The organism is Desulfothermus okinawensis JCM 13304 (assembly GCF_054654515.1).
Window position 1 is genome coordinate 23,652 of sequence record NZ_BAAIEW010000024.1, and the last position, 18,160, is coordinate 41,811.

At 35.5% G+C, this 18,160-nt stretch carries 17 protein-coding genes and 3 tRNA genes; 11 read left to right on the forward strand and 9 right to left on the reverse strand.

Translation table 11 applies throughout. From position 1 onward, the window contains the following. The first annotated feature begins 169 nt into the window (after nt 1-169). From ACYQ0O_RS09820 to ACYQ0O_RS09845, 6 genes are all read left to right on the forward strand, one after another. Nucleotides 170-244 (forward strand) — tRNA-Pro (locus ACYQ0O_RS09820). A gap of 135 nt (nt 245-379) precedes the next feature. After that, nucleotides 380-937 carry an isochorismatase family protein gene (locus tag ACYQ0O_RS09825; RefSeq protein WP_075069469.1) on the forward strand — a complete coding sequence of 186 codons (558 nt, stop codon included), beginning with the start codon at nt 380-382 and terminating at the stop codon, nt 935-937. Nucleotides 938-955: 18 nt separating this feature from the next. Then, entirely contained in the window at nt 956-2,269 is a 1,314-nt protein-coding gene (locus ACYQ0O_RS09830; protein ID WP_459892588.1) for a nicotinate phosphoribosyltransferase, read from the forward strand. A 23-nt stretch (nt 2,270-2,292) separates the two neighbouring features. Next, nucleotides 2,293-2,727 carry an archease gene (locus tag ACYQ0O_RS09835; protein WP_459892590.1) on the forward strand — a complete coding sequence of 145 codons (435 nt, stop codon included), beginning with the start codon at nt 2,293-2,295 and terminating at the stop codon, nt 2,725-2,727. Between the two features lie 59 nt (nt 2,728-2,786). Continuing rightward, nucleotides 2,787-2,860 (forward strand) — tRNA-Pro (locus tag ACYQ0O_RS09840). 88 nt (nt 2,861-2,948) lie between these two features. After that, a complete protein-coding gene (locus tag ACYQ0O_RS09845; RefSeq protein WP_459892592.1) occupies nt 2,949-4,892 on the forward strand; it encodes a CHASE2 domain-containing protein in 1,944 nt (647 codons plus the stop codon). On the opposite strand, the gene ACYQ0O_RS09850 is transcribed toward ACYQ0O_RS09845, so the two are convergent. Both ACYQ0O_RS09850 and ACYQ0O_RS09855 read right to left on the reverse strand, forming a co-directional pair. Then, nucleotides 4,893-7,256: a FecR family protein gene (locus ACYQ0O_RS09850; RefSeq protein ID WP_459892594.1), complete on the reverse strand. Its 2,364-nt coding sequence runs from the start codon at nt 7,254-7,256 to the stop codon at nt 4,893-4,895. Nucleotides 7,257-7,276: 20 nt separating this feature from the next. After that, nucleotides 7,277-8,857 (reverse strand): tetratricopeptide repeat protein, encoded by a 1,581-nt coding sequence (locus ACYQ0O_RS09855; RefSeq protein ID WP_459892596.1) that lies wholly within the window; start codon nt 8,855-8,857, stop codon nt 7,277-7,279. A gap of 255 nt (nt 8,858-9,112) precedes the next feature. On the opposite strand from ACYQ0O_RS09855, the gene ACYQ0O_RS09860 reads away from it, so the two are divergent. The 4 genes from ACYQ0O_RS09860 (at nt 9,113) to ACYQ0O_RS09875 (ending at nt 11,622) form a co-directional block, all read left to right on the forward strand. Continuing rightward, nucleotides 9,113-10,300, forward strand: coding sequence for a phosphoglycerate kinase (locus ACYQ0O_RS09860; RefSeq protein ID WP_459892598.1), 1,188 nt, complete (start codon nt 9,113-9,115; stop codon nt 10,298-10,300). Between the two features lie 19 nt (nt 10,301-10,319). Further along, nucleotides 10,320-11,075, forward strand: a complete 756-nt coding sequence (gene tpiA / locus ACYQ0O_RS09865) for a triose-phosphate isomerase (protein WP_459892600.1) — start codon at nt 10,320-10,322, stop codon at nt 11,073-11,075. 87 nt (nt 11,076-11,162) lie between these two features. Further along, nucleotides 11,163-11,483 (forward strand): preprotein translocase subunit SecG, encoded by a 321-nt coding sequence (secG, locus tag ACYQ0O_RS09870; RefSeq protein WP_459892644.1) that lies wholly within the window; start codon nt 11,163-11,165, stop codon nt 11,481-11,483. Nucleotides 11,484-11,538: 55 nt separating this feature from the next. Further along, nucleotides 11,539-11,622: transfer RNA gene (locus tag ACYQ0O_RS09875), tRNA-Leu, on the forward strand. Between the two features lie 30 nt (nt 11,623-11,652). Here ACYQ0O_RS09875 and ACYQ0O_RS09880 read toward each other — a convergent pair. Beyond that, a complete protein-coding gene (locus ACYQ0O_RS09880) occupies nt 11,653-12,258 on the reverse strand; it encodes a hypothetical protein (protein ID WP_459892602.1) in 606 nt (201 codons plus the stop codon). A gap of 172 nt (nt 12,259-12,430) precedes the next feature. On the opposite strand from ACYQ0O_RS09880, the gene ACYQ0O_RS09885 reads away from it, so the two are divergent. Then, entirely contained in the window at nt 12,431-13,648 is a 1,218-nt protein-coding gene (locus tag ACYQ0O_RS09885; RefSeq protein WP_459892604.1) for an IS256 family transposase, read from the forward strand. A gap of 91 nt (nt 13,649-13,739) precedes the next feature. Here ACYQ0O_RS09885 and ACYQ0O_RS09890 read toward each other — a convergent pair whose 3' ends face one another. The 6 genes from ACYQ0O_RS09890 to rpoN all read right to left on the reverse strand — a co-directional run bounded on the left by ACYQ0O_RS09890 (nt 13,740) and on the right by rpoN (nt 18,054). Then, entirely contained in the window at nt 13,740-14,231 is a 492-nt protein-coding gene (locus ACYQ0O_RS09890) for a PTS sugar transporter subunit IIB (protein ID WP_459892606.1), read from the reverse strand. Next, complete coding sequence (locus ACYQ0O_RS09895) at nt 14,218-14,637, reverse strand: PTS sugar transporter subunit IIA (RefSeq protein ID WP_075069948.1); 420 nt, start codon at nt 14,635-14,637, stop codon at nt 14,218-14,220. The genes ACYQ0O_RS09890 and ACYQ0O_RS09895 overlap by 14 nt, the downstream gene beginning before the upstream one ends. Nucleotides 14,638-14,715: 78 nt before the next feature. Continuing rightward, nucleotides 14,716-15,597: an RNase adapter RapZ gene (gene rapZ, locus ACYQ0O_RS09900; protein WP_459892608.1), complete on the reverse strand. Its 882-nt coding sequence runs from the start codon at nt 15,595-15,597 to the stop codon at nt 14,716-14,718. Nucleotides 15,598-15,601: 4 nt separating this feature from the next. Further along, nucleotides 15,602-16,051 carry a PTS sugar transporter subunit IIA gene (locus ACYQ0O_RS09905; protein WP_459892610.1) on the reverse strand — a complete coding sequence of 150 codons (450 nt, stop codon included), beginning with the start codon at nt 16,049-16,051 and terminating at the stop codon, nt 15,602-15,604. A 19-nt stretch (nt 16,052-16,070) separates the two neighbouring features. Then, nucleotides 16,071-16,610, reverse strand: a complete 540-nt coding sequence (hpf, locus tag ACYQ0O_RS09910; RefSeq protein ID WP_459892612.1) for a ribosome hibernation-promoting factor, HPF/YfiA family — start codon at nt 16,608-16,610, stop codon at nt 16,071-16,073. 19 nt (nt 16,611-16,629) lie between these two features. After that, a complete protein-coding gene (rpoN, locus tag ACYQ0O_RS09915) occupies nt 16,630-18,054 on the reverse strand; it encodes an RNA polymerase factor sigma-54 (RefSeq protein WP_459892614.1) in 1,425 nt (474 codons plus the stop codon). Between the last annotated feature and the right edge of the window lie 106 nt (nt 18,055-18,160).

Sequence of the window (18,160 nt, forward strand, 5' to 3'; positions counted from 1 at the left end):
CCTTAAAAGGATTTTTAAAGATCCTTTTAAGGGTCTTACCATTAAAGCTTAAACAAATTTTTTTTAATTAATTAAAAATTAAATAATAATTTGGTTTTTTAACCTTTCAATTCTTTTCCTTGAATTTTCCCCTTGGCTAGATTACACTATTTATCCACTTAAAACAATTCGGGATGTGGCTCAGTCTGGCTAGAGCGCAGCGTTCGGGACGCTGAGGCCGTGGGTTCGAATCCCACCATCCCGATTAATAGATTAAGTAGGTTAAAAAATCAGTGGAATAAGTGGGTATAGAAATCTAAAATTTCACATGAAAAATACCACTTTGTTTCATAGATAAAAGAGTGGCCTGGAATTTTTTTACAAGATCAAGGGGGATTTTATGGATATAGTCTTTGAACCAAAAGACGTACTACTTTTGGTTGATATACAAATTGATTTTTGTCCTGGTGGAAAGCTCTCAATTAAAGGGGGGGACGAAATTGTCCCAATTTTAAATCCAGTTATAGAGCAAGCAGAAAAGGATGGTATATATGTCTTTTATTCCAGAGATTTCCATCCCAGGCTGCATCCCAGTTTTAAAGAAAATGGTGGCCTGTGGCCAACTCATTGTGTCCAGGACACTGAAGGGGCTAAATTTCATCCTGATCTTAGGATAGCTGAAAAATCAATCATTGTCACAAAAGGTACCAGGTTTGATAAGGACCAGTATTCTGCATTTGATGAAACTGGTCTTGCTTTTGCTTTTAAGAAATTAAAAATAAAAAGAGTTTTTATTGCAGGTCTTGCCCTGGATGTTTGTGTAAAGGCAACGGCCATTGATTCCATGGATAATGGCTTTGATACATACCTTATTAGAGAAGGCTCAAGGCCTGTTAGTGAGAAATCAGGTGAAAAGGCGCTAGCTGAAATGAAAAATAAAGGCATAGTTATAATTTAATTAATTCAGGAGAAGCTAATGGGGATTAGCCCTTTATTTGTGGATTTATATGAGCTGACCATGGCTCAAAGTTATTTTTTGGAAGGGTTGGATGGTGATGCGGTATTCAGTACATTTGTTAGAAAATTACCTGAAAATAGGAATTTTTTAGTATCCTGTGGACTTTACGATGTTTTGACTTTTTTAGAAAATTTTAAATTCTCATCAGATGATATTGACTACTTAAAATCGCTGGGGCTCTTTAGAGATGATTTCTTGGATTTTTTAAAAGAGTTACGATTTACAGGTGATGTTTATGCACTGAAAGAGGGTACTCTATTCTTTGAAAATGAACCTATTATAGAGATAAAAGCACCTATAATTCAATGTCAATTGCTGGAGACTTATGTTTTAAATCAAATTCAGCTCCAGAGTATGCTTGCAACAAAGGGAGTGAGGATATGCTCAGTGTCTCAAGATAGAGATGTAGTGGACTTTGGTTCAAGACGAGCCCATGGTATAGATGCAGGGTTAAAGGCAGCGAGATCATTTTATATATCTGGTATGAATGCAACAAGTAATGTACTGGCAGGAAAAATATACAATATACCAGTAACAGGTACAATGGCACACAGCTATATACAGGTACATTCAGATGAACTTGAGGCATTTAAGGCCTTTTCCTCAATATATCCAGATACTATTTTATTAATTGATACCTATGATATTTATAAAGGTTTAGAGAATGTAATAGAATTATCCTATAAACTGGGAGATAAATTTTCCATAAAAGGGGTTAGAATAGACTCTGGAGATCTAATAGAGACATCAAAGAAAATCAGACGAATTTTGGATAAGGCAGGTCTTTATCAGGTCAAGATAATTGCAAGCGGAAGTTTAGATGAGTATAAAATCTATGATATTGTAAGGTGTAACGCCCCCATAGATGGATTTGGGGTGGGAACAAAGGCAATAGTTTCAGAAGATGTGCCTTTTTTAGATATTGTATATAAATTAACAGAATATAAGGGAGAAGGTAAATTTAAAAAATCAAAGGGAAAAGCAACTATTCCATTTCAAAAACAGGTATATAGATATATAAATGGAGGAAAGTATAGGGAAGATGTTATTTCCATATTCAGTGAAGTACTTCCTGGTAATCCGTTGATCACAAAGGTTATGGAAAATGGAGAGGTGGTGGATGGCGCCATTGAAGAACTAAGTGTTATTCGGGAAAGGGTTAAGCAAGAAGTATATAGGTTACCGGATAATTTAAAGAGATTAGAAAAAAATAAGGACTCATATCCAGTTAAATTTAGCCCATCATTGGAGAAAATAAAGTCATCTTTGTGAAATGAATAGGAAATATTATTAAGATGAAAGAAAGAAAAGTAAGTAGATTTGAGACCTTTGATCATGGGGCAGACATTGGTGTTAGGGGCTACGGAAACAGCGTTAAAGAAGCATTTTTAAATGGAGCAAAGGCACTTTTTGAATATATGTATGATGTTGATACTATCTCTAGAACAAATAAGGATATAAAAAAAATAGTTATTGAATTAGAAGATAGTGATCTTACATCTTTATTTATCAAATTTTTAAATACATTAATTTCTGAATCAGATATAAATTCTTTAGCATTTTATGATTTTTCTCTGAAAATTGAAGGACAAAAGCTTTTTTGTGAGGCAATGGGATATCCTGTTGATAGATGGTGTACAGGTGTGGAGGTTAAGGGAGCAACATATTGTGAGGCCAGGGTAGAAAAGGATAACAATATATGGATAGCCCAATGTGTTATAGATGTTTGAATTTAATTGTTTTTATGTTCCTTGACAAAAGGAACTTATGAATATATCTAATTTCTTAACGGGATGTGGCGCAGCCTGGGAGCGCACTTGAATGGGGTTCAAGGGGCCGTGGGTTCAAATCCCACCATCCCGATGAGGGTTAAAAAGGGATTGGGCTTTTGCCCAATCCCTTTTTTTATTTTTGCTGGACTCCTGACTATGTTTTTTCCTATTATTGATCCATGGGTAGATTTTTTTATAAAAATACATATTGGGTTGGAATAGCAATAACCATTATTTTTTCTTTTTTGTTTTTGATAAAATTTTTTCCTTTAAAGCTAATAGAACTCAAAAATTATGACCTATTTGTTAAGGTAAGATCCAGAGAAAAAATCCCCAATGATATTGTACTTATAACAATTGACGATAATTCTTTAGAAAGAATAGGCAGGTGGCCCTGGGATAGACGGATCATGGCAAAGCTCATCTATAACCTTTCCAGATTTGAGCCTGCGGTAATAGGGCTTGATATAATCTTTAGTGAACCCTCCAAAGACGATATGGTATTGGCTAAGGCCATGGACTATGCTTCTAATATAATTGTGCCAGGTGTTCTCATCTTCCATAAGAAAGATATGTACCCCAAAAAATTGGCTGAGGAATTTGCCTTAAGTGTAAAGAGAAATCATTTAAATTTGAAATACCTTCCACCTTCTGGAGATGGTTTACTTGTTCCGATAGATATATTTCAGGATGTTGCAGCAGGTTTTGGTCTTATAAATATGTTTCCTGACACAGATGGGACACTTAGATGGGAATCTCTTTACTTTAATTATCATGGATTCTTTATCCCCTCTTTCACCCTTGAAATAACTTCTTTGTATCTGGGGATACCCAGAGAGCGGATTTTAGTTGATCCAGCAAAGGGAATTTACCTGGGGAATAAGAAGTTTATTCCAACTGATGTATATGGGAGGATGCTGATCCCTTATTTTAACGATACTAGAACGTTAAAAAAAATATCTGCCTATAAGGTGCTTGAAAACCAGATAAGGCCAGAAGATATTCAGGGGAAAATTGTACTTATAGGTGCTACTGCAATAGGAATATATGATCTCAGGGTTACCCCTCTGACTCCAGTGATGCCAGGGGTTGAAAAGCACGCACATGTAATTGGAGGAATACTGAAAAATAGATTTTTTCATTGGGCTGATGATAACATAGTTTTATGCATTCTTATATTTTCAGGTCTATTATTTTCCTTTTTGTTCCAGACCTTAAAGGCCTTTTATTCATCATTGATCTTCATGTTAGTTGCAATAACTGGATTTCTCTTTGACTTTTATCTTTTTGATATAAAAAATTATTATCTGCCAGTTGATTATCCTTTTATTAATTGCGTTGTGATATTCTTATGTTCAATGGCAATAAAATATGGACAATCTGAAAAAAGGGCCTTTGAAATTAAAAAGATTTTTTCAAGCTATGTAACTGAACGGGTTGTTAATCAATTAATGGAGAATCCTTCACTTGTGAGACTGGGGGGAGAAAGGAAAGAAGTGTCTATCCTCTTTTCTGATATCAGGGGCTTTACCTCTTTGTCTGAGGATTTAAATCCTGAAGAGGTTGTTGAACTTTTAAATGAATATTTTAAGGAGATGACAGAAGTTATTTTTGAGTCAGAGGGAACCCTGGATAAGTTCATAGGAGATGCTATCATGGTCTTCTGGGGTGCCCCTTTGCCCCAGGATGATCATGCTATCAGGGCTGTTCAATGTGCAGTGAATATGCTTGAAAAGCTTAAGCCTCTGAAAGATAAGTGGAAGAAAGAAAAAAATCTGGATCTGGATATTGGAATTGGAATAAATACAGGGGAAGTATTGGTTGGAAATATTGGTGTAGAAGGAAAGAAAATGGATTATACTGTTATTGGAGACCATGTAAATCTGGCCTCAAGGCTGGAGGGTTTAAATAAGAAATTTAACACCAATATAATTGTCTCAGAGTTTACTTTAAAGATGCTTGATGTCTCTGTTACGGAAAATATATGTATAAGTGGACTTGCCAAGGTACAGGTAAAAGGAAAGAAAAGACCTGTTAAGATCTACAGTATAGAATTTAGGGACGGTCCTTGTGAAATAAGAGAACCGTCCAATTGGGAACTCATAAAAATGGATACCAAATAACTAAGGCATCTTTGCTTTCAGCGCGCCTGCTGCTGTTCCCTGAAAACTTTGTGTAGATGGGTCTATTTTCCCCGCAGCAACCCCCCCCATACCTTCTATTTTATAGCTTCCAATGGTTCCATGAAAAGTGGGACTCTCTGAATTAAGGTAGGCTCCCCATTTTTGATATATCTCATCCCACTGGGAAATTTTAAAAGTAAGGTTACTTATTTTAGTTCCACTTAACATTATCTGAGTATCTGGTGCTACAGTGGAATAATAGTGACCACTGACATCGTTAGATACCCAGATTACAGGTGGTGTTCCTGACTTGGTGGCAAAAAATCTCATATTATTTATCTGGACTTCAATTTCACCATTACTACCACTTACTGATGTGCTCCCAATCTCCACCACAGGAAAACCAAGGGTCATTAATTTATCTTTTCCGCTTCCTGTTGGATCGTCTATTAAATTTAAAAAATATCCTGTATCCAAGGTGGCTCCTATAGTTACTGCTTGAAAATAATACTGGTTTGGATCAAATGTGCCAATTGTCTCTCCCACCAATATGCCTGTTTCTGGATAAGGGGCAGATAGGTTCATATATGATCCATACATATTCCCTTTTATTGAATTGTAGAGTACCGAGTCTCCAAAAACTTCGTTGTCACTGGCAATAATTGAATTTAAGAAAATTCCTCCTCCATAAAATCCACTGGAACTATCCATAAAATCAACCACAACATAGTCTGCTTCATCAGAAGTATTTTCCAGGTAGTTTGCTCCCAGAATAATTTGAAATATGCCTGCTGTATGTTCATCAACAGGAGAAGATTCAAGTTTAAAATGGATGTATGAATGGGGATTGGTTATCCTATTTAAGTTTGTGGCAATAATTGAATTGAAGGTTGGCTGGAGGTCGTAATTTATTAAAGTATCAGAATCTCCATTTAAAACTTCCACTTCCTTGTAGTCTCCAAATGTAATTCCAAAATTAATTTCCGGTATAAATATACCATCTCCTGTATATGTGCTTCCCAGATGAGTTATCACAATACTTGTTTTGGGTGCTGCCCCAGTTGATTTATTGAATAGAAGATTATAGCCCACTACATGACAAAAAGTGTAGGGAGTTCCAAAAAGTTCACCTTTGATCAACCTTCCTCCCCAGTTGGGACCTAAAAATACTATATTTGAATCAGCTATTATATTCCCAAAGTCAAAAATCCCCACAGATTCTCCTGTATCAGAATGGGAAATCACTGTGGCACCCGATGTCTTTGTCCCGAACTCACCTTTTTTTAAGTAACGAAAAGAGGGCGCCTCAAAGTATTTCTCCCCCAGCAAGTGGGTATTGTCTGTGAGTTGAATCTTACAGTTGGATGAGCTGTCACATACTATCTGATAGGGAAGGGAATTTCCTATAGAATAGGAAAAAGTATTGGTGGAAGTCTGGTTAGATGCCCCGGATTCTTCTGTAGAGGTGATTTCCTCATATTCTCCAGTAAAAGTGGAGGTTTCTGTTATAGGGATTACTTCTTCTGTTGGTTTGGGATTTTCAAAGAATGATGTGGCAGTCTCCAGACCACCTTCTGTTTTAGAAAGGTCTTTTCCTGTTTCTACAACTTTTGTTATATCTTCTGGTTGAGGTGCATTAATAGAACCTGGTGCTGGATTTTCAGGTCTATTGTTTTCTTCTCCTCCCTTGCCTTTACCGGGATTTTTTTCTGGGGACTCAGGTGCGATGTTTATATTTTTTAAGATCCTCTCTTTTGTCTTGGGTGAAAATGGCCTTGGTATAGCAGGAGGCCTTCTCTCTCTTACAACAGTAGATTGATTTGGTAATAACAATACCATTTGCCTTGGGAGAGCAGGATTATATACATAGACCTTTCCAGTTAATACCATAATATTACTTATTGTAGCAAAATGGGTAACAATAAAATTTGTTCCCCTTACTCCAGCTACTGCTATTGGTGTCTTTATCTCAAATTTATTGGCATGGGGATCAGCCTTAATAATTTTTTTGACTTCATCGGAAACAAATGCTCCAATACTTCCTCGCTTTATATTGAAGGATGCCTTAAATTTGTTACGATCAAAACTATACTCACTGATGTCCACCCTGGATCTTGGACCTATTTTTAATATAGTGCCATCTAACAGCCTGACTTGAGCCTTTGACCTGGATTTCGTCCTTAAGATATCACCTGTGTAGAGGGTCATGCCGATAAAAGCTTTTTTAGCAGGGAATTTTCCCCCTGAAATTACATTCACTTTTCCCTGAATCTTGACTATATCCCCTACCTTTGTTGCTGCAATGGAACATAAGGGAAGAGATATAATGTATAAAAATAACAAAATTAATATCCTGTTTTTCATTTTACACTCCTACCTGGAAGTTAAAATTTTAAGTGTAATTCAAGCATTGTTACATTTCTACTATAATCATATATCTTAAAATTACTGTTATTATTTATGTAGATGTTATTAATACTAATTTCATATCTCTTTGATATTGGAAATATCAATGTGGCGCTGATAGTTAAAATATCATCTTCTCTCTTAGTTGGAGTTTCTGGAAATCCAGGTATTGTGGGCCATCCACTTTTTCTCCTAAGATCATTTTCTATAGTTATGGTATGGTTGTTTTCAAATTTCTGGTTTGTATATCCAATAGATGTAATCAGCTTCAGCTTTCTAATAAGTGGACATAAAATGCCTATATGGCCACCTGTTGAATGGGAATCCCAATTTTTCCCATCGGTATTGTCTTTTTGATATTCTCCTCTAACAAATACCAGGCCTTCCCCATTTTTAAAAACATAGTTGTATCCTAAAAGTGCTTTACTTTTTAAACTATCCCTATCTTCCTCTGGATCAGATCCAGATACGTATTTTAAATAATTTGTTTTTTCCAGCCCAATCATGAAATTTACAATATTTTTTTTGTTAATTTTAAAGGCCAGGGTTGGCTCCATTTGTCCTGAAAAAGAATACCTATCTCCTTTAAGCCATATGTATGTAAGTCCTGAGGGCAAAGTTAATGCCCATTTTTTGAATGTTATACCAGGAGTTAGAGTTATTTCCTGGCTGGATAGATTATATTCTATCTTATGGAAATATCTCTTTTCAGACATGTTGTAATCAATGTTTAAATAATAGGGGATGGGCAAAATTGGTGTATATGAAAAATTAAAGCTACCATAAACTCCACCATCTTTTTTTCTGGAAATTTCATCTACTGCTGCAAGTCCAATATTGTCCGAAGGTTTTGATACTACATTTGTATCATAAACTCCCCCAAACCTGAGGTCTATTGCCCATGGCTTGTATTCCTTTGTCAATCTGTCCAGGGATTTTAGATACTCTTTGGCAAATTTTGACATGTCTGTTTCAGGCGCTGATTTTACTATGCCTTTTAATATCTCTTTGGCCTTGGAGTAAGAGCGCATGTTTGCATAAATTATGGCTATTTGCAGGTCTGAAGACTCTTTTGTAGATGGATCTAGATGTCCTGCCTTTTCAAAAGCAGATATAGCCTTTTTAAACTGGCCCATTTTTTTGTATATAAGTCCTTTTAAGAATAGTATTTTTGAAGGGTAGATACCTTCTTTCTCAGCCTTATTTAAAAATTTTTCTGCTTCATCTAACCTGTTAACTTCATATAAGATCTGTATTAGTTCAACATAGGCATCATAAATTATAGGCTTAGAAGATATGGCCATTTTAAAAAATTTCTCTGATTTTTCGTATTCTCCCATTTGTTTATAACAAAGTCCCAAGTAAAAAGCTATTTTTGTAGAGGGACACGCATTATATGCCTGTTTAAGTGTTATGACTGCTTCTTCAAAATTTTCTTCTCTATAATTGATTATTCCCTGTGAAAAGAGCGAATTGCACTTATCTGAGAAATAAGAAAGACCTGGAACAGGTATGAGTAATATAATCAATAGCAGAAAACTAGAGGTCATATTTTTCATTTTAAATGACTCCTTTTTGTTTAAATAAGAGTATTTTTTTTAACATATCCAAAAAAATAAATTTAAGTCAATATAGAAAATTAAGTTTCTAGTGCATTGAGATTCCATTTTCCTTGCCCTATGGTTATAAAAGTGTGGAGCATGGTTGTCTTCTTTTTCCTTCTGTGATAACTTTCTTGCTGTTGCAAGAAATGGAATTTTAAATTAAAATTTTTGCTCCTTTAGCTAATTCTTAAAAAACCATGGAGGTTGGTCATGGCCATAAAATTTATTGACCAAATAGATATAAAAGGAAAAAGAGTGTTGGGTCGATTTGATTTTAATGTTCCTATTAAAGATGGAGAAATCCAGGATGACTCAAGAATAAAAGCAGCCCTTGATACAATAACATATATTTTAAAAAATGGTGGCAAACTAATTGCCTGTTCTCACCTAGGTAAACCAAAGGGAAAGAGGGTTGAGGACCTGTCCTTGAAACCTGTTGCCATGCGCCTTGGATATCTTCTGGATGAAGAGGTAAAGATGGCAGATGATTGTATAGGAGATGGTGTTCTGGCCATGGCCAATTCCCTTAAGGAAGGAGAAATTCTTCTCCTTGAAAATTTAAGGTTCCACAAGGGGGAGACTGAAAATGACACAGAATTTAGCAAAGAGCTGGCCAAACTTGCTGATGTGTATTTAAATGATGCATTTGGTGTGGTTCACAGAAAACATGCCTCTGTAGTAGGGGTTTGTGACTTTGTTGATACAGTTTGTGGTGGATTCTTAATCAAAAAAGAGGTGGAGTATTTAAGCAATTATCTTGCAAATCCAGAACGTCCCTTTGTACTTATAGCTGGAGGGGCCAAGGTTTCCACTAAATTGGGAGTGCTAAACAACTTAATGGAGAAGGTGGATAGGGTGCTTATAGGTGGAGCTATGGCAAATACCTTTAGAAAGGCACAGGGCTATCCCATTGGTAGATCAATTTTTGAGGAGGAATTGTTAGGTGATGCTTTAAAAATAATAGAAAAGGCCAAGGAAAAAGGGGTCGGTTTCTACCTTCCTGTTGACTATATTATGGGTAAAGACTTAAATGATGAAGTGCCTCTGGGGGGGTTCCCATATCAAAATCTGGACACAGAGGGAAAAATTTTTGATACAGGGCCAGCAACCCATACACTATATTCAGAAGTTTTAAAAGACGCAGGTACAGTTGTGTGGAACGGTCCAATGGGGGCTTTTGAAAATCCGACCTTTTCTCAAGGATCCTTTGGTATAGCCCAGAGTGTGGCTGCTGTATCTGGAGTGACTATTGTTGGAGGCGGAGATACAGATAATCTCATTCACAAATGTAAACTACAGGATAAAATAACATTTATATCAACAGGTGGAGGGTCCTTTTTGGAATTTCTAGAGGGTAAAGAATTACCTGGACTTAAGGCACTTGGACTATATGACTAGATAATAAGGAGTTGTTTTTATGAAAAAATTAATGGCTGCAAATTGGAAGATGTATAAAACACAAGATGAAGCCAGAAATACTGTAAGGGAACTGATCAAGATTTTGGGTAAAAATTTAGATGTTGATAGGGAGGTTTTGATATGTCCACCTTTTACATCCCTAAGTGTGGTAGCTCATGAAATAAAAGACATTCATTATGTCTCTGTGGGTGGGCAAAATTTTTATCCAGCAAATGAGGGCGCTTATACTGGTGAAATATCCCCTAAGATGCTACTGGATGCGGGATGTTCATATGCCCTGGTTGGACATTCTGAAAGAAGACATATCTTTTTAGAAAAAGACCAGTTGTTAAAAGAAAAAGTAAGATATGGACTGGAAGTTGGGTTAAATATAATTTTTTGTATTGGGGAAAAGATTGAGGAGAGAAAGGCTGGGAAGGTAGAGCAAGTACTGATTTCACAGCTTTCCATATTAAAAGGGTTAGTTAATGAAAAAGGGATAGAAGGTCGTCTTTCCATTGCCTATGAACCTGTATGGGCAATTGGTACAGGAGAGGTTGCGGGTGAAAAAGAAATATTAGAATCCCATGCCATTGTTAGACAGGAGCTTAAAAATATTTTTGGTGAGGCTGGGGATTCAATTAGGATTTTATATGGGGGGAGTGTGAAACCCGAAAATGCAGCAAATATAATAAGTATTGACAACGTAGATGGAGTCTTGGTAGGAGGAGCCAGTCTTAATGCAGAGAGCTTTAGTAAGATAATTACAGCGTAAATATTGAAATGTTGACAGCAGCTGTGACTAAACATTGAACATTTAAATTGAACAAAATAGTTAAGGAGGATAGTCTTGGAAACTCTGTTGCTTACAATCCATTTTATAGCATGTATCTTTCTAATAATTTTGATTTTACTTCAAAGTGGTCATGAGGGGATGGGAGTTATTTTTGGCGGCCCCAGTTCTTCATCTTTTTTTGGAAGTAGTGGTGCTGGCGGATTTTTAGTAAAAATGACAGTTGTTTTGGCTATAGTATTCTTTTGTACTTCCCTTGGCTTCACAATTTATGATTCCTCAAAAAAAATTAAGGTACAGCATTCAGTGATCCTGGAAAAACCAGTAAATAAAGTTAAAAGTATTCCTGCAGTCCCTGTAAAAAAGAAAGATAATGCTACAAAAAAATAACAAGAAAATTCTAGACAACTGGAAAAAAATTTTATAGATAGAATTTGTCTTGGATGCCGAGGTGGTGGAACTGGTAGACACGCTATCTTGAGGGGGTAGTGGGCATCCGCCCGTGAGGGTTCGAATCCCTCCCTCGGCATAAAAAGCTGACACAAAATGTGTCAGCTTTTTAATTTTGGAGAAGTAGTAGTATTAGTCCAAGTCCTACGTAACTGGTAATAAAGGCCATATAACTTTTTTTGATTCTAAGAGACAAAACTCCACCAACAAAGGAAATGGCCCAAACAAGTGGCCAGTTTATTTCCCTGCCAGTAATGGGAATATAGTTGTAGAGAGAGCTTCCTACCCTTATTACAACTAAATAAGATAGATAGAACCCAATAGTATTTATCATAAAAAGCTGTGCGAAAGATTTAACCACTCTTCCTTTTAAATTGTAAGATGGGGATGTGGAGATCATTTTTGTTATTTTATCGTAATCTTTGTTTTGTATTATCCTGTGGAATCTTTCTAACAACTTTCCAAAATGGGCAAATACAAGGGTGATCAAAAGCAATATATAAAAGAAGGGTGGATTAAGATTTCCAAAATAATTGCTTGCGCCTAATGTGAGAAATAGAGAAAATTGTCTTTGAGGTGGGATATATGTTCCTGCTGGGAAGGAGTCGAGCCATAAAAGCTCAAAAAAGATTCCACTACCTAAACAAATTTCAATGTTGGGTGAGAACAATGCGAATATAAGGGAGATGGCAATAGGCCTATCTATTAATCCCAAGGGCAGAAAAAATCTGGTTAGAGAAAAAGGAGGTGTTTCAAAAACTGTGTAAATCCTTTTTAAGGCAAGATAGGGGAAAGGATTAAGGTATTGCAGGAAGGAGAAAAAAGAGATAGTCAAGCTCCCCTAGGGGAGCTTGGGGAGAGAAGCCTTAAAAAGGAGGTTGTTTTTTATGTTAGTAAACAAAGAAGAGATAATCAAATTGTACAAAGAGGGGAAAGTTAAAGATTCTGAAGGGTTGGATGGTATTCTCAAGAAAGTGATGAAAGATATTATTGAGACTTTATATCAAGCAGAACTTACTGAATTTTTAGGATATTCTCCATATGATAAATCAAATAAACATACGGACAATTCCAGGAATGGTTATACTTCAAAACAGGTTAGATCTATTTTAGGAGAAATAGATCTAAATGTGCCTAGAGATAGGAAAGGAGGATATGATCCTTTAGTTATAAAAAAAGGACAAAGAGATATTACAGGCATGGAAGATAAGATTCTCTCCATGTATGCCAAGGGCATGAGCTGTAGAGATATTCAGGATCATCTTAATTCAATTTATGGAGTAGGGGTATCATCTGAGAGTATAAGCAGGATAACAGATTCTGTATTAGAAAAGGCTAAGGAATGGCAAAATAGGCCCTTAGAGTCTATTTATGCAATAGTATTTTTAGATGCTATATTTTTAAAAGCCAGGGTAGATGGGACAGTTAAAAATACAGCTGTATATGCAATGTTAGGGATAACTTTAGAGGGAAAAAAAGAGTGCCTGGGGATATGGATTTTAGAGACAGAATCTTCTAAGTTTTGGTTGGGTATTTTAAATGAATTGAAAAACCGGGGAGTAAAGGATGTATTAATATTTGCAACAGATGGGCTGCCAGGCTTCAGTGAGGCTATATCAGCTGTATTCCCAAAAGCAGAGCATCAAAGGTGTTTAGTTCATCAAATGAGAAATTCATTAAAGTACGTATCTTATAAGCACAGAAAAGAACTGGCAAAAGATTTAAAGAAGATATATACATCACCCACTGAGGAAATGGGTCTTTTAGAACTTGATAGGGTTGAAGAAAAATGGGGCGATAGATATCCTCATGTAATAAGGTCCTGGAGAACTAACTGGGATAATCTAAAGACATTTTATAAATATCCACCAGAGATAAGAAGACTTATATATACCACAAATCCAATAGAAAGCTTTAATTTTAAACTCAAAAAAGTGTGTAAGACAAAAGGAGTATTCCCAACTGAAGATGCCATTTTGAAACTCTTATACCTGGCAATTTTGGATATAAGCAAAAAATGGGCAGGTACCATAAGAAACTGGTCCAAAATATATCCTCAACTTTATATATTTTTTGAGGACAGGATTAAAAATGTAGTTCAATAGTATTAAGACTACAAAAGGATTTACACAGATTATGTTACAGGCTCGAGAAAAAAGTCCAAAAAAAAACTATAATAAAATGGAGTAGCAAAATTTATTTCCATAATTCATCCATGGTTATTGAAATGGGATTATTGGGTACGCATCTTAGGTCAAGATTTATACCTTTTTTATTTAAATATCTCAAGCAACTTATATCCTCTTTGCTCAAAAATATGTGGTCACATACCTGTATTTTCCCTGGTGAATAGTGGAGATTCCCTATGTTTAGGGTATTGAATTCAAGGCCAATGTCAAAGGCCCTTTTTGCGTCTTGACAGGTAGCAAATAGAATAAATAATTGTCCACTGTTGTTTTTGGTTTTAATTGTCTCAATAGTCTTTAAAATATCTTTTATGCCGCAAAAAAATATATTTAAGTTAGCAGGTATTGCCAGTTTTATTATTTCTTGTCTAACAGCATCCTTATTTAGTTCATTATTGGCAACAACCAAAAATCTGGATTTAAAATAAGGTACCCATGTCTCGATTACCTGTCCATGTATAAGCCTGTTATCTATTCTCACCCACATTTTATTGTCTTCCATTTGTGGAAACTTTCCTTTTTAGGACTTCTCCCGCAACCCTAATACCCTTTTTGCCAGCAAGTTTGGCCTCTTCTGCAAGCTCTTTTAGTGGTAGATTTCTGGATGAGAAAATTTTCAGCAACATTGGCAGATTTACTCCTGTAATTACGTCAAGGTTATTGGAATTTAATAGGGAAAAACTCAAATTACTTGGGGTCCCTCCAAACATATCTGTTAAAATTATAACCCCATCCCCTCTATCCAACTCCTTAGCACTGATCTGGATGTCCCCCAGGATTTCTTCCATTGGTTTTGATGTATCAATGGTAAGTGCCTTACAGAGCTCTTGTTTTCCCATAATTAATTCAGCAACTTCAATGAGCTTTTCTCCTAGATCCAGATGAGTAACTATGAGTACTCCAATCATGGTATACCTCTTGAATCCTGGCCAAGCCGAATGAAATTCTGGATACGGCTTGATAGGTCCTTGTTTGTATGTTTGTTTTTATCCCAGAGAAAGGTGTCGATGTTCCAATTGGACATTATAATTTTTAGCCTTTAGTTTTTTACATATTATTTCAGATATTGCCACAGACCTATGAAAGCCACCTGTACATCCAAAGGCAATTGCCAGTCTATAGCGTCCTTCCCTGGCATATAGTGGAAGTATAAATTCTAAAAAATCTTCTAGCTTTATTAAAAAAGTTTGAGATTCTTCAAATCGTAAGATGTATTTTTGAATTTTTTCTTCCCTGCCAGAGTAAGATTTTAGGTCTTTTTCAAAATATGGATTGGGCAAAAATCTAAGGTCCAGTACAATATCTGCCTCTTTTGGAATACCGTACTTATATCCAAAGGAGATTAGTTGTATTCTAAAACCAGCTTTATTATCTACTAAATAATTAAAACTAGACTGGATTTTTCGCCTTAAGTCATGAATTGAAAAGTTTGAGGTGTCAATAATTAATTTCGCTTCATCTCTTAGAGCATTAAGTAATTTTTTTTCTTCTTCTATAGCTTGTTTAAGCCCTATTTCCTTTGACTCAAGGGGATGGGGCCTCCTTGTTGTTGCATACCTTTTTATTAAAATATCGTCATCAGCTTCTAAAAATATGATTTGTGGTTCAATAGCAAAGGATACAAGTCCTTCTTTGATTTGATTCCAATCAGACAGATAATCTTTTTGTCTTACATCCACTCCAAGGGCTAGGCCCCTATACCTCCTGGGGTTTTCACTACTAAATAGTTCTGTAAGTCTCATTGTCATGGGTAAAGGAAGTCCATCTACAGCAAAAAAACCTATGTCCTCAAATACCCTTAAAGCTGTGCTTTTACCAGCTCCAGAAAGTCCCGTTATAATTATTAAAGGAAGTTTGAATTCATTCATTTTTCTAACCAGAGGTCAAAAGGTCCCAGATTCCCTCAACGCCTTCAGCTTCCATAAATGATTGTCTGAATTCAGGATCTTTAAGAAGTCTTGAGATATGGGCCAGGATTCTTAAGTGGAGTCCAGCTACATTTTCCGGGGCAAGTACCAAAAAGAAAATATGACACGGCTTTTTGTCAAGGGCATCAAAATCCACTCCCAGAAAGCTTCTTCCAACAACTACAATAATTTTGTTAAGTTCATGTAATTTGCCGTGGGGGATGGCAACACCATCCCCTATGCCTGTAGATCCTAGTTGTTCTCTCTCTATAAGTACCTTGTAAGCATTTTTTATATTTAGCCCTGGGAATTTGCCCTCTAAAGGTTTAACTAGCTCTTTTAAGACTTCCTGTTTTGTGGTTGACTTTAATTCTGGGAGTATCAGATCTTTACTTAAAAACTCAGATAATTGCATTTTTTCTCCCTTAACTGTATTAGTGTGGATCTATTAGCCCAAAATCGCCATTTTTCTTTTTATATAAAACATTAACTCGCTTGGTATCAGCATTTATAAACACTATGAAATTATTGTCGCTTCTTTGTAATTCTATTGCTGCATCCTCAATTGAAATCGGTTTTGGAATATAATTATCTGACATCACAATATTGGGAGTTCCTTCTGAGAGGGACTTTTCCCCTGGTTGTTGTTTAAAAGTCTGTGACTTAGTAAGTTTACCTTTTCTTCTGTCCTTTTCTTTATCTTTCATTTTCCTGAGTTGAGCATCCATTTTATCCAATACCTTGTCAATTGATGCATACATGTCTTGTGATTCTTCTTGGGCAGATATATGAATATCATCTGCATTGAAAACAACATCTATTTTTTGCCTATATTTATCTACTTCCATATTTACTTGCAAAAAAGCGCTATCTACCCTTTTTATATATTTTTCAAGTTTACTAAAACGGTTTTGAGCATATTTTTTTAGATGATCTGAAGGTTCAAAGTTCTTGAAATTAAATTGTAGTTCCATATTGCCTCCTTATATGGTTTTAAAAAAATTTTTTTCTTTTGCTAGAAGATGGGATACCCATTGATTCTCTATATTTTGCTACAGTACGTCTTGCTATGTTGATTTCAAATTTTTCTTTTAATATCTCTGAAATTTTTTGGTCACTTAATGGTTTTTTAGGGTCTTCTTCTGAAATTAATTTCTTTATATAATATTTTACGCTTTGTGCAGATACTTCATTACCACTTTCAGTATTAAGTCCACTATTGAAAAAGAATTTCAACTCGAAGATACCATGGGGAGTGGAAATATATTTATTAGTTGTTAATCTGCTTACAGTTGATTCATGAACTCCAATATCTTCTGCTATGTCTCTAAGGACAAGGGGCTTTAAGTGTGTAATACCATTTTCAAAAAAATCTCTTTGAAATTTCACAATACTTTCAATGACCTTATAAAGTGTTCTTTGTCTTTGATGAATACTTCTTATTAGCCATAGGGCATCTTTAAATTTGGATTCAATATATTCTTTGTCTTTAGTATCCTCTTTTTTTAGTAGCTCCAAATAATAATCGTTGATTTTTATATTTGAAAAACCTTCATCATTTAGTATTATTACAAAATCATCTTCATACTTAAAAATATATGCATCTGGGCTGATATAAATTGTTTCCCCTTCACTGTAATTATTACCTGGTTTTGGATCTAGACTCTTTATAATTTCAACGTATTCTAGGACCTTATCCAATGGAATGTTTAGATCTTCTGCTATTTGATTGTATTTTTTCTTTTCCAGATACGGCAAGTAGTCTTCTATAATTTTTTTTATTGTCTCATCTAGTATGCCGAGAAATTTTAGTTGTTCTATAAGACACTCTTTCAAATCTCTGCTTCCCACGCCAACTGGGTCAAACTGTTGGATTTTCTTTAAGACCTTTTCCACCTCTTCTGGTGATTTTTGTGCGATAGTGGCTATTTCTTTTATGGGGCTATCTAAATAACCAGAAGAATTAATGTGTTTAATGATTATTTCCCCAATTTCTATTTCTTCTGGATCCATATTTGATAGGTGAAGCTGCCAGAGTAGATGGCTTTCCAAAGTTGGTTTTGATGCGCAAAATGCCTCTAGGTTTGATTTTTCATCTTGGAACTCAATTTCTCTGGCAATTTTTGAGGAACTGGAAAAATATCCAAGGTAATTTTCCCATTCAGCATGTTTAAGTAGATTTTTTTCATCGATTTTAATTAAACCTGGAATATCGTTGCTGGAGATTTTTTGTTCATTGTTTGGTTCCTGTATTTCTGTGGTGGTTTCCTCAAGTAGGGGGTTTTCCTGCAATGCCTGTTGAACTGTCTGGACCAGCTCAAGCCTTGAGAGTTGTAAAAGTTTTATTGCCTGTTGTAATTGAGGGGTCATTACAAGCTGTTGGGTTAATTTGAGGCCCTGTCTCAGTTCCAAACTCATTATCTAACTACTACCTCCTCTGAAAACTCCCATTTAATTTATTTATATCCCAGGCTTCACAATTTCTGCTTATCAAATATTATGCCATATGTATTGTCCCAAGGCA